Here is a 13,246-nt window from a genome sequence, read left to right as displayed (position 1 = left end):
GGTAATATAACTATTCTTTTTTATATCTTATGTTCCACTATATAATTTTTTATCTTTAAAAATATGAAATGTTATTAATACGGTAAATATTAAATATATTTATAATAAGAATTATTGAATAATATACATTAGATATAAAGCTGCAAGCATAACTAGTATAATACATATGGTTCCTATAATTTTTTTCATGGAATTTCCCCCCTTGAATATATTTTATTATACTTTAATAAAACATTTACATTTAATCCCTTAATAACTACAGGTACAAAACTAATGTCATACACAAAACAAAAGTACTACCCCCTAAAATACGCAATAAAAATTTAATCTATTATTTTATTTATAGTATAAAAAATATGTAATATCTATATTTTAAGTTATAATGAAATAATATCTATAATTTATAACTATACCTAAAAATATAAAATAATTACTGTCTAGTATAAAGTTACAGTCACAATCATAAAATATTTCCTAAATAGTTCATATATATAAAATATAAAAAATTATAGCACTTGAAATCCTCCTATTTCTAATGTAGCATAAAATATATATACTGATAAGTCGATTATATTAATTAATTTAATCGGCTTTTACGATTGGATGTGATATAATGGACATTAAACAACTTCAAACATTTATTATTGTTTCTAAATTATTGAATTTTAGAGAAGCTGGGGAAGAACTTAACTATTCACAATCCTCTGTTTCTGATCATATACGTAATTTAGAACAAGAATTAGGAGTAAAACTTTTTGAACGTCTTGGACGAAAAGTTTTCTTAAATGAAAATGGAAAAAAATTAATTTCTCCAGCTGAAAAAATGATTCAATATGAAAAAGAAATTCATCAACTATTTAATAAAGATGAAAAAATTTCTGGGCTGCTTAGAATAGGTGCCGCTGAAACTCTTTCTGTTTTTTGGCTTCCTCCAATACTTAAAGAATATCGTATCACATATCCCGACGTTAAAGTAACACTTAGAATGGCCGACTGCTGCGAATTTCCCAAAATGTTATCACATAACATGATTGACGTTGCTTTTAGTCTTCATGATCAATCACAACATGATTATATTTCTCAAATTAATATTTTTGAAGATTCTACAGTTTTTATCGTAGCTCCCGATCATCCTTTAGCTGATTTAAAAACAATAACAATACACGAACTTGAAAATCATTCTTTTATACTTCCAGAAGCAGAATGCTGCTACCGTGTAGAACTTGAAGAATTATTAAAAAAATGCAACGTAAAAATAGATACCATTATGGAATTCAGCAGTTTGGAAGCTATAAAACAATGCGTAAAAAGCGGACTTGGAATTTCACTATTACCAAAAATTGCAGTTGAAGAAGAAATTAATACTGGTGAACTTGACACTTTATCCATAGAAGATTGTGAGATTTCTATATGTGCTAAAATGATATGCCATAAACAAAAATGGACATCCCCTCCCCTAGCTGCCCTAAAAAATATGATACTACAAAAAAAGATAACCCCAGAGCGTCAAACAGTGTAAATTAATCCATTGAAGTATCTTAAAAAAATAAGTACCTAAAATAACCGGTACTTATTTTTTACGTAACTATTTCACATACTCTGTAACTAAATCAGTGAAAAGAATGCCTTCCAAATGATCTATTTCGTGACAGAAACATTTTGCTAAATCTCCTGTACCTTTTAATATAATTTCCTTTCCATTTTCATTTAAAGCTTTTACTGTTACTCTTGCAGGCCTATTCAATTTTCCAAATACCCTTGGAATACTTAAACACCCTTCTATAACTTCCTGCTTTCCCTCTTGTTTAATTATCTCAGGATTAACTAATTTTATAAGTCCCTGACCCATATCTATTACAACTAATCTCTTTAATATGCCGACTTGTGGAGCTGCTAATCCTGCACCATTTTTTGAATTATACATAGTATCAGCCATATCATCTAAGATTTGTCTTATTTTATTATCTACTACTTTAACCATCCTGCTTTTCTTTCTAAGTATTTCATCATCAAAAAGTCTAATTTGTCTTAATGCCATTTAAACAACACCTCTACTTTGTTTAGATCTTGATTTTCTTTCACTTTCTTCAAAAAGAAAGACTTCTTCTATAGAACAACGAAATACCTTGCTAATATCATAAGCCAGCCATATAGATGGTTCAAACTTTTCTGTTTCAATAGCATTAATTGCTTGTCTAGATACTCCTATAAGTCTTCCTAGTTGTTCTTGAGTTAAATTAAAAGACTCACGCAATTCTTTTAATCGATTTTTCATCAATAATCACTCCTGTAATGTTAACCTTACATCACAAATGTAACATTATTTGATTTTTATGTCAAGTTAACCTTATACAGTAATATTAGGTTATCTATTTATCTTAATTTACCTTTCATAATTTTATCAACTCCCAATTCCTGCAAGCCATTATTCTTACCATGCTTTTCCTCTGCACATATAAAAGGAACATCTTTATGATGTTCCCTAATAATTCATTTTATTTAAAGCGGTAACTGACAAAATTTCATATATTCTAGATTAACTAGTCATGCCTATGGCTCAGAAACTGAAGAAACTCTTCCGTACTTCTATTTATAATTAGTTCTTCAGGCATATCTATCTGCTTAAGCATACTCAAGGCAGCATCAAAATTACCTATATCTGGGTAAAAATGTGCATCACTATTTAATATTATCTTTACTCCATATTTTTTGCATAAACGGGCTATTTTAGTACAGTTTTTTTCACTTCCAATTCTTGAACTTACAAAAGAACTATTATTTATTTCAATAAGTATATTTTTTTCCTTTGCCTTTTTTACTAATTCCTCTTCGTGAATTGGAAATCTAGGGTTACCCAAATGACCTATAATGTGTACATTAGGATTATCCATAACCCTTGAAAAAACAGAAGTATTTAGATCAGCGTCTTCATTTGCTTCCATCACTGGTTCATGAATACTTGCTATTAATATATCCATTTTTTTCTGAAGAAACGTTGGTAAATCTAAGTTTCCCTCATAATCTATGATATTAGCCTCACAGCCATAAAGCATAGTAACACCAAAAAGTTCTTTGGGAAGTACCTTTAGATTTCCAAAATACCATTCATGAGGAGCACCTGGCATGGAAGAGCCATGATCTGTGGTACCTAAAAGTTGAATTCCTTTTTCACTGGCATATTTTGCATTTTCTGCTAAGGTTGAATAGGCATGTCCACTGATTATAGTATGAGTGTGCATATCAAGAAGACATTTCATATATCATTAACTCCTTTCAGGTTGTAATTTAAAATTAATACTATTTATTATATATTATAATTTATATTTGTGTCAGTTAATTGATTTCTAAGAACAGACTAGCTTTGTTCTCTAGTCCCCAGCGTCCCCTTTAAAACCATAATAACGTGAATTCTATTAAATTCTCGAATTCACGTTAATTATATCTTATATTAATATGATATTACAGCTTTAAAAAGTGTGAGTTTCGTCACTTATCTAACATAATCAAGATATCTTCCTACTGTTTTTCTCGGAATTATACTTAAAGCTATCACAACTTACTATTAATTCTACAGCCATTATTCCTGCGGAAATTGCATAATTTATATCATTTGTAAAGAATTTATTTTCTTTATCATACTTTTTGTAAACATCATTTATTATAGATACTATATCTTTTTTAGGAATATTATCATTTATAATGATTCTCAATTTCCCACATATTAAATGCTTTATAAAAGCAAAATGAAGGGCTATTTCGTATATCAAGTGCTGAAAAAGATTTTTATTTTTGTACTTTTCCGTATGATATAAACAAAAATAGTCACAAATAAAATGACATAATATACCCAAGGTAATAGAATAGTTTTTAATTGACATCTTATTATGAATCAATTGCTGAGAATATTCCGATACCACATTTATACTTTCATTTATACAATGACAGTACTTAGATTTATCTTTTATGAAGTCTGGTTTTATATTGCCATATGTAAAAGCCCATTTATTTAATTTAATATTCAATTTTTCTGAACAATAATTATATATAATATTAGAAATTAGTATATGAGTATTTATTATCATTATAAAATCCACCTTTTTATAGTTATAATATTTCATCTCTTTTTATTTTGGCTCTACTAGATTAAAATCACATTAAATCTAAATTAAAAAATATTAAATCTTCTAATCCTAAATTTTGGGGAATAAGAGATACTATATAATCCATAAATCATATTTTCTAAGCAGCCCGCAGCTAAATCCATTAATGTGCATTTTTATGGCTGCACTCTTTTCTCTATAATGATCTCATGTGACATAACTTTTATTAAATAATTCTCTTCTTTAATCATTCCATTTCTTTTGAAAACTTTTGCTGCATCAGTGAAATAAAATTCTTTGCTGCGGTTGACAGGTATCGATCCTTTTTATAACCTAGTATCATGGTACTGTCAGTTGAACGGTCGTTAAGAGTAATGATATATGACCTCTCCCTTTGGGTTTCAGTGCCAGGTACTAATTGTTCAGGTAAAAGCATCTGAGGACAAAATGTTAAACCAATTCCCTTCATTGCAAGAGCAATTAAGGTTTCCACATTTTCTGACATCATAATAACGTTAGGATTCACACCTTTTCGCCTTAAATGGCTATCGATAATTGTGCGTATGTGATTTTCACTAGAAAGAAGAAGAAGAGGACAGTTCTTAAACAGTGTTATATCCATATCATCGCCACTGTGAGAAATTATATATTTATAGCTATCATGGCAATACTTACGTAAAATTTTATCACTTACAATAATAACTAGTTTATCCACCATAATGTCTATAGTTTGAATCTCCAATGTATTCACAGGTGCTGAATCAACCATAATATCTATCTGACCTTGGAGCAACTTTTGCTCCAAAACCTCTGAGGTTCCCTCCGCACAGCGAATTTCTATTCTTGGATAGCAATCATTATATAAAGGAAGTATATCTGGAAGAATCGCTCGTCCTCGAGTATAGGAGATGCCAATGACAAGTCGCCCGCAATTATCTGCGCGTATGTCTTGCATTTCGCTAGTTATCTGACGTTCCAAATCCACTATATGAGTCAATTTCTTAACAAACTGCTCTCCTGCATAAGTCAAAGACATTGGATGCCTGCGTTGAAACAACTCCACTCCATACTTATTTTCAAGTTTTGCAATATGCTGACTCAACGATTGCTGAGATATAAAAAGCCTTCGCGCTGCTCTGGTAATATTCAATTCTTCAGCAGCGACTAAAAAATATTTATAGCTAAGAGTTTCCATTTTTAGCCCCTCTCATTAAAAATAATCTACACCACTATAATAAGTTGCTATAACAATATTCTAGCATAAAAAACTTATATAAGATTAAGTAAAATATTATTCTAATAATCTATCTTATTTAATCTTATACAATTAAAGAAGTATTTTAGTTCTATATCTGTTATATTCTTGTAAACAACTTCAATTTAGTAACTTTATTAAAATACCTTAAATATATAAAATATATAAAAGGAAACATATATAAATAAAATGCATAAATAACATATCCAGTGGCGTTTACATTCATAGTAGTTGTAGGAACTAACGCAGCGATATTCCAGGGAATAAGTGCAGCAATTAAAATTCCTGAATTCTCAAGATGTAAAGCAAATTCATATTTATCATTTTTATTATAACAATCCTTCATAATCTCATTTGTCATAACAGTAGCTATTGATTGATTACATCCAAATGCTGCTGTTATTATGCTTACTATTGTTGTCATCCCAAATAATTTATATCTTGTCAAGTTCATATTTAAAAGCAATTTTTTTAACTTATCAAATATCTTTATTTCTTCAAATATGCCAGCTATAGAACATGATACAAATATTACAAAAGAAGCTTTCAACATGGAAAGAATTCCTCCGCCTTTTATAATGTTTTGCAGCGGGCTTGTATAATTAATTCTAAATCCAAAAATTATATAATATACTATATCTTTCAGTTGGTGGTTTTGAATAAATATGCTTAGTACAGAAGCACATAATATACTTACCAAAATAGATATCTCTATTTTAACCTTACATAATGATAATACTAGTATTATCACAGCAGGAAATAGCATAATTAACTTTATATTAAATATGCTAAAAAGTTCACTTGACAGGTTATTATTTATAATTTTTAAGGGATAAGACACAGATAGTATATAGTAAAAAATTAAAGATAGTAACAACGGAATTATGGATGAATAAAACATATTCTTTATATTAACAAATATATTAGTTTTTGTTAAGTTTGCAATTAAAGCAGCGCTAGAAGACATGGGAGAACATCTATCTCCAAAATAAGCTCCAGCCATAATCGCACCTGTTACTATATTCAAATTCATATTCCCACTTCTAGCTAATATCATTAGAGGTATGCCTATAACACTCACCGTCCCTAAAGATGTACCTATTAAAAATGAAGTCATACAACATATTATAAAAGTACCCAGTACAAAGATAGACGGAGTTATATACTTTAGGCAATAATAAACTATAGCTGGTATTGTACCTGAAGCCATCCATATACCAACTACTGCACCAATTAAAATAAAAACCTTTAAGACTATAAAAGATTTTTTTCCTCCGTTATATGACATTTTCATTATCTTATTTAGCTTGTATCCTTTTTTAAATGAAATTACCACAAATAAAATCCAGCAAACAGTTAGTGTATATCCAATAAATATACTTTTGAAAACACTAAATATAAGAAGTACAAAAGAAATTATAAGACCTATATACATTAGCATTTGTAACACCTTCCATTATTAATTAAAGTTTCACTTTATATAAAATGAATTTCACTATACTATGTCTTAAGTATAATAGTACCTTAATAATAATCCAAACACGTAAATACTTGTAAATTCAACAAGCATTTACTTGTAATCCTATGCCGCTCATTTTATTTTCTTAGCAGAACAATCCCATAATGTATTTTTATAATAAACAACTTAAAAATGTGAACATAAATTTTGTGAAATAGTAACCATATTATCCGTATTAATTAGTGATAGAATAAGACGAAAGGAGTTAAAAATGGAAATTAATCATGAAAACTTTTTATTAGAACTTAAGAAAAAAAATCCTGAGGCCTTAGAATACATAATTAATACCTACTGCAATTTAGTTTTTAAAATTGTAATAAATGTGCTCGGAAACCATAATTATGAAAATGCAAAAGAATGTATTAATGATGTATATCTTTTAGTATGGAATAAAAGCCACTTATATAATCCTAAAAAATCTTCATTTAAAAATTGGCTTTTAGCTGTAAGTAAATATAAAGCTATAGATTATAAAAGAAACTTAACTAAACAGCATAATCTGCAAATAGAAGAACAAATGTTAATCTCTAAAATTAATGTTGAAAATGAGTATATATTGAAGGAAAAGAAAGAGGAATTACTAAGGCTTTTACAATATGAGCCTGAGCTTGATAGAGAACTTTTTATACGAAAATACATTTTAGACGAAGAAATGGACAGCCTGTGCAAAAAATTTAATTTATCTAAGGGGGCTGTTTACAATAGATTATGGCGTACTAAAAACTCACTTATAAAAAAATTAGGTATTTCAGGTGAAGTGGAGGTATCAAAATGAAATTAAATTTAAATGAAGATGATATTTTAGTGCTTTTAAATGATGTTAATATAAACGAAAATGAATTTGCCAATGTGGAACTCAATGAAATCGAAAAGAAAAAAATCTGTAAAAATATTATTAGCAAATTGAAGTCTAAAAAGTCTAAAATTAAAAGAAATTTTATTGCAGCAGCCATTATCCTCTTGATAACTATTCCTATAATTATATCCCAAAAAGACGTTTTAGCTAATATGATAGAAAAGCTCACTGTCATATCTGGTATTGGAGAAGTAACGGTTTCTTCGGATAAACCGAAAATTCTCAAAAATGGTGGTCTTAAACAAGGCAATATAACTTTAGCTAACATGTATGTGGACAAAAGTAAAATTATAGTTACTTTAACTATTGCACCTGAAGAACCTAAACGGTCTTATTACACTATTAAAGACGATCATGGTAATTCCTATGAACTTCATAGGAGTGATAACCTTGCTCTGATGCCAGATAACCATATAGGTTCATACAGAGCAGAATACTATGGTAAAGTAGAAAAAGCTAATAGTTATACTTTAAATATTATAGATAATGATAAAAAATTTACTAAAGCAACTTTTAAACTGAAAAATTGTGATTTTAAAGAAGCCCCTGAATCAAAAATATTATATACTGCAACTAATGGAATAACTACGTTAAACGTAACTTCATTAAAAAGAGAGGGAAATATTTTAAGAGTAGATTACTATTTTACAGATACCTTACCAGATTTTAAATTAGAAAGAATAGATAAAGTTAATTGTGGAACCTTTGAAGAAGGGAAACAATGGGGATTTAAGGAACCAATTAGTACAGAATTAATAAATAACAATTCTATACAAGCTTCCTACATTATAATTTCTGATGAATATAATAACGCAGTATATGGACATACCAATACTAATTATTTAGATCAAGGAAATGAATCTTTATTTGATTTAAGCAAACTTACCGGTAAACAATTAAAGTTAACTGTTCCAAAATTAGTTTATCATGGTCAAAATGATTACTTGGGTAAAAATAATGATTTCAAGATAGACTTAGATGTTCCTAAATCAGGAAAAAGCATTTTAAACAAAACTGGTGAGTATAAGGGAATTAAATATAAAATTATTAGTATTGAGCGTCTATCAGATGACAGCGTAAAACTAATTTACAGTTATATAAATGACAGCAATTCAAAATTGCAAACTTGGGACATTTACTTTACAAGCATTACTATAGGAGAAAATGGGAACAATCACCATAGATCATATAATAATATTATTAAACATATTCTTCAAAAGGAAAAAGGAATAGGTGACAAATTACAATTAAACGAAATTGATGTGTCTTTTTCTTCAATTGGTCCTTTTGAAATAGATCTGAATCCATCAACAATTAAATAACCTTTCGCTTTTTTATCTTTATTAAAAACTATAGAAGCATTAACTTTAACAATCAGTCAATGCTTCTATTTTTGATTATCCTATTCTATATAAGATTACTTTTCAAAGTTTGAAGTTTCTTATTTTACATAATCCTTAGGGTTTGGTAATTTAATAACATAGATTTCTCCATCTTATCCTAAGAACATCTTTATATCTTCATCTACAGTTCCTATTCCCGCTATTCCAAAATTATCCACTAATACCTTAGCTACATTTGGTGATAAGAATGCTGGAAGAGTTGGTCCTAAGTGAATGTTCTTAACTCCAAGATATAATAAGGATAATAACACTATTACAGCTTTTTGCTCATACCAAGCTATATTATAGGATATTGGAAGCTTGTTTACATCATCCAATCCAAATACTTCTTGAAGTTTTAATGCAATGACAACTAGGGAATATGAATCATTACATTGTCCTGCATCAAGTACTCTTGGTATTCCACCAATATCTCCAAGGTTCAACTTGTTATATTTGTATTTTGCACATCCTGCAGTTAATATAACTGTATCCTTTGGCAGCTTTTCAGCAAATTCAGTATAGTAATTTCTGGATTTTGCTCTACCATCACAGCCAGCCATTACAAAAAATCTCTTTATAGCACCTGTCTTAACTGCATCTACAACCTTATCAGCAAGAGCCAATACTTGATTATGAGCAAATCCGCCCACAATTTCTCCCTTTTCTATTTCAGTTGGAGCCTTGCACTTTTTAGCAATAGCAATTAATTCTGAGAAATCCTTGTTTCCAAATTCATCTGCTTCAATGTGTCTACAGCCTGGTACACCAGTTGCCCCTGTTGTGAATAATCTATTCTTATATGAACCTTTTGGAGGAATTACACAGTTTGTAGTCATTAAAATTACTCCATTGAATTTTTCAAACTCTTCTCCCTGCTTCCACCATGCGTTTCCATAGTTTCCCGCAAAGTGAGCATACTTCTTGAAAGCTGGGTAATACTGTCCTGCAAGCATTTCACTATGAGTATAAACATCTACTCCCGTTCCTTCTGTCTGCTCTAATAACATCTGAAGATCCTTTAAGTCGTGACCGGATATTAGTATTCCTGGATTATTTCTAACTCCAATGTTAACCTTTGTAATTTCAGGATTTCCATAAGTTTCTGTATTAGCTTTATCAAGTAAAGCCATAGCAGTCACACCGTATTTTCCTGCTTCTAATGAAAGTGCCACTAAATCATCTGCTGATAATGAATCATTTAATGTAGCAGCTAACGCTTTGGACATAAATTTATGAACCTCTACATCATTATATCCTAAGTTCATAGCATGCTTCATATATGCCGATAAACCTTTTAAACCATAGATTACAAGTTCTCTTAAGCTTCTTATATCTTCATTTTCAGTGGCCAATACTCCCACTTTATCAGCCTTTGCATTAAATTCATTCATATTATCAGCTGACCAAGCTGCAGCTTCTGGAATAGCTATTTTACTCGATGCCATTCCAAATAATTTCTTAAGAAAACTACTGCTGCTTTTAGATTCTCCAATCTGTCCACCAGCCCTTAAAACTTTAGCTTTTAATTCTTCTCTTAATTTTAAAGTTTCTTTCACTCTGTCTAAAAGCATTTCTCTATGAAAGTTGGCATTTGTAATTGTACAGAATAAATTTTCAGTTATACACTTGTCCACATTAGCATCAAGTACCCCAACTTTTCTTCCTTCATTACTTACTATTGCCAATCCCTTAGTTACGTAAACCAATAAGTCTTGAGCTTTAGCTACATCTGCAGTTTTACCACACACGCCATTTGCAGTACAGCCCTTTCCACCTGCAGCTTCTTGACATTGAAAACAAAACATATTCGACATGACAAACCTCCTAAACTATCCCTTAATTATTCATTGCTTGTTATTTTCATGTTTTTATTATATTATTTTTATTATAAATACTCGGTATCTCAGGATACAAAAATCACAATTACATAAACTTATAAATAACATAAACTTCACATAATTGTTCAATATTATACCCACAATTATTAGTTAGAATTTATTTCAAAGGAAAGTTAAAGAACATATTGTATAATGATTTAGGAGGTTTTATAAATGTTAAAAATGAAAAATAAAGTACTTGCATCTTTAGTAATTGCACTGCCTTTATTATTAAACATAGGAATTTCTACAACAGTTAGTGCATCTTCCTCCAGTAATAATAGCTACAATACAACTTACACATATAATTACTATTCTGAAAGTCTTGAAACCAGACTAGATACTTTAGTATCATCAGGAACTATATCTAAAGCTCAAGCAACAACAATATTGGATATGTATTATAATGACGAAATAACCACAAAACGAGATATGAAAAATGAACTAGATGCCCTAGTAACAGCAGGTACTATAACCCCAAGCCAAGAAATATCTATATTAAATCTATTTATTAATCCAGACTCTAATTTAGAAATTTCAGCGTCACCTAGTGTACCAAGATATAATAATCATAGTTCTGATAAACTAGAAAAAATAGTACACCCTCCAATAAATCAATAAAAATGGCACAACCTCTAATAAATATAAAATAAGAATCCCATACTAATTGTTTTATTTACTTATTACAATAAAATAATTTGATGGGATTCTTTACATTAGCGTTATATTCCATTTACCTTGCCCTAACCTCCATAACATTGTTTTAATATTTTATAATAAAATTTATTGATTAATTTTACATTTTGTATACCAAGTTAACTGTCATTATTATTGGGATAAAATTTAATAATCTCAATTTTTTCATTTTAAGCTCCTTAAATATAATAATTCTATACCTAATAATATTTTAGCATATATAGTATGTTTAGATATATCCTTCAAAATGTAACCCGCAAAAAAAGCAGCAGATGTAAGCATAATAACATTAGCTTTAGTGTTTAACCAAACTAATGTTATTATTTCTTTAGTACATTGTTATTTATATTTTTGGAACTCTTTTTGGAGATATAATGAAGTTTCATTTAAGGCTTCATCTGCTTTATTTGTAATTTTACCCATTGTAATGAATCCATGGGGAACACCCTCATATCGAGTGACATTTACTTGAGTTCCTGCTTCTTTTAATTTCTTGCCATAAGCCTCTCCCTCATCTCGAAGAGGATCAATTTCTGCTGTTATTATAAGTGTATCAGGCAGCTTCTTAAAGTTTTTAGCTAAAAGTGGAGATACATAAGGATTTTTTCTATCTTCTTTTCTTGGTACATATAACGAAGTATATTTTTTCATGTCTTCCATTGAAACACTAAAATCATTAGCAAAGTAAGACCAAGATTTACTATTCAGTTCATATATGTTAGTAGAAGGATATATTAATATCTGGCAGACTATGTGAGGACCATTCTTATCTCGTGACATTAAGGAAACTGCAGCAGAAAGATTTCCACCTGCACTGTCTCCTACCATGGCTATATGTTTTCCATTTCCATTTATACTTTCAGCATTTTTATAAGTCCACTGGAGTATACTATATACATCATTAAGCCCAGCCGGAAAAGGATTTTCTGGAGCAAGTCGATAGTCTACAGACATTACGATTGCTTTTGTATTTTGTGAAAGTTTTCTACAAATACTATCATAAATATCAAGGTTTCCTCCCATCCAGAAACCACCATGTGAATAAATAATTATAGGAAGATTACTGCCACTTTCAGGTGTATATATACGCACTGGTATTTTTTCAGAATTTATCTTTATAGTAACGTTTTTAATATTTGAAAATGGTATAGGTTTATTAGACCATTTAGTTGACTGCCTATTTAAATATCCCCTAATTTTGTTTATTGATTTACCCTTAATTAATTCAGTATTAAGAATTCTATCCAACTTTAAATTTGTAGCAATATACACATTAAGCTTACCATCATTAGTTTCCGTTAAATTTTTAATAATAAAAGAAACCACTACAATAAGTATAAATACAACACCTAATACTATTCTAATCTTCCGTTTCATATCATTTACCTCCACACATTATAAAACCCTGTAATAAAAAAGTTAAACTTATGTATGTATTTTTCACTGATGATATTTTAATATACCTAAAACTATCAAAACATTGTTCTCCTTTAAACTAAAGGAGAATGCATATATATTTAAAGTCCTTTATAGAAAATTACAAAAATTAAACGTACCA

Annotated in this window: 12 protein-coding genes; 4 read left to right on the top strand and 8 right to left on the bottom strand. The window is 29.2% G+C overall.

Annotated elements, in window-relative coordinates; all coding sequences use genetic code 11:
• Window positions 1-613: 613 nt before the first annotated feature.
• A complete protein-coding gene (locus tag ACJDU8_RS05460) occupies window positions 614-1,519 on the top strand; it encodes a LysR family transcriptional regulator (protein ID WP_406791147.1) in 906 nt (301 codons plus the stop codon).
• Between the two features lie 66 nt (window positions 1,520-1,585).
• On the opposite strand, the gene def is transcribed toward ACJDU8_RS05460, so the two are convergent.
• The 6 genes from def to ACJDU8_RS05430 all read right to left on the bottom strand — a co-directional run bounded on the left by def (window position 1,586) and on the right by ACJDU8_RS05430 (window position 6,796).
• Complete coding sequence (gene def, locus ACJDU8_RS05455) at window positions 1,586-2,038, bottom strand: peptide deformylase (RefSeq protein ID WP_406791146.1); 453 nt, start codon at window positions 2,036-2,038, stop codon at window positions 1,586-1,588.
• Complete coding sequence (locus tag ACJDU8_RS05450; RefSeq protein WP_406791283.1) at window positions 2,039-2,275, bottom strand: helix-turn-helix transcriptional regulator; 237 nt, start codon at window positions 2,273-2,275, stop codon at window positions 2,039-2,041.
• Window positions 2,276-2,540: 265 nt separating this feature from the next.
• Window positions 2,541-3,257, bottom strand: coding sequence for a phosphatase (locus tag ACJDU8_RS05445; RefSeq protein WP_406791145.1), 717 nt, complete (start codon window positions 3,255-3,257; stop codon window positions 2,541-2,543).
• A gap of 246 nt (window positions 3,258-3,503) precedes the next feature.
• Window positions 3,504-4,082, bottom strand: a complete 579-nt coding sequence (locus ACJDU8_RS05440; protein WP_406791144.1) for a zinc dependent phospholipase C family protein — start codon at window positions 4,080-4,082, stop codon at window positions 3,504-3,506.
• 265 nt (window positions 4,083-4,347) lie between these two features.
• On the bottom strand, window positions 4,348-5,295 hold the full coding sequence (locus ACJDU8_RS05435; protein WP_406791143.1) for a LysR family transcriptional regulator: 948 nt from the start codon (window positions 5,293-5,295) through the stop codon (window positions 4,348-4,350).
• A 160-nt stretch (window positions 5,296-5,455) separates the two neighbouring features.
• Window positions 5,456-6,796: a Na+/H+ antiporter NhaC family protein gene (locus ACJDU8_RS05430; protein WP_406791142.1), complete on the bottom strand. Its 1,341-nt coding sequence runs from the start codon at window positions 6,794-6,796 to the stop codon at window positions 5,456-5,458.
• 289 nt (window positions 6,797-7,085) lie between these two features.
• Between ACJDU8_RS05430 and ACJDU8_RS05425 the strand changes: the two genes are divergently transcribed.
• Both ACJDU8_RS05425 and ACJDU8_RS05420 read left to right on the top strand, forming a co-directional pair.
• Entirely contained in the window at window positions 7,086-7,649 is a 564-nt protein-coding gene (locus tag ACJDU8_RS05425) for a sigma-70 family RNA polymerase sigma factor (RefSeq protein WP_406791141.1), read from the top strand.
• The gene (locus ACJDU8_RS05420; protein ID WP_406791140.1) at window positions 7,646-9,052 is read left to right on the top strand and encodes a hypothetical protein; all 1,407 of its coding nucleotides are present in this window, start codon (window positions 7,646-7,648) and stop codon (window positions 9,050-9,052) included. The genes ACJDU8_RS05425 and ACJDU8_RS05420 overlap by 4 nt, the downstream gene beginning before the upstream one ends.
• A gap of 173 nt (window positions 9,053-9,225) precedes the next feature.
• On the opposite strand, the gene hcp is transcribed toward ACJDU8_RS05420, so the two are convergent.
• The gene (gene hcp, locus ACJDU8_RS05415; protein ID WP_406791139.1) at window positions 9,226-10,929 is read right to left on the bottom strand and encodes a hydroxylamine reductase; all 1,704 of its coding nucleotides are present in this window, start codon (window positions 10,927-10,929) and stop codon (window positions 9,226-9,228) included.
• A 237-nt stretch (window positions 10,930-11,166) separates the two neighbouring features.
• Here hcp and ACJDU8_RS05410 point away from each other — a divergent pair, with 237 nt between their 5' ends.
• Window positions 11,167-11,613, top strand: coding sequence for a hypothetical protein (locus ACJDU8_RS05410; protein WP_406791138.1), 447 nt, complete (start codon window positions 11,167-11,169; stop codon window positions 11,611-11,613).
• A gap of 414 nt (window positions 11,614-12,027) precedes the next feature.
• On the opposite strand, the gene ACJDU8_RS05405 is transcribed toward ACJDU8_RS05410, so the two are convergent.
• On the bottom strand, window positions 12,028-13,065 hold the full coding sequence (locus ACJDU8_RS05405; protein ID WP_406791137.1) for an alpha/beta hydrolase: 1,038 nt from the start codon (window positions 13,063-13,065) through the stop codon (window positions 12,028-12,030).
• Between the last annotated feature and the right edge of the window lie 181 nt (window positions 13,066-13,246).

The organism is Candidatus Clostridium eludens, assembly GCF_045310515.1.
Classification (GTDB): Bacteria; Bacillota; Clostridia; order Clostridiales; family Clostridiaceae; genus Clostridium_B; species Clostridium_B eludens.
The sequence above is the reverse complement of the archived record's forward strand: the minus strand, read 5'-3'. Positions and strand labels throughout refer to the sequence as shown.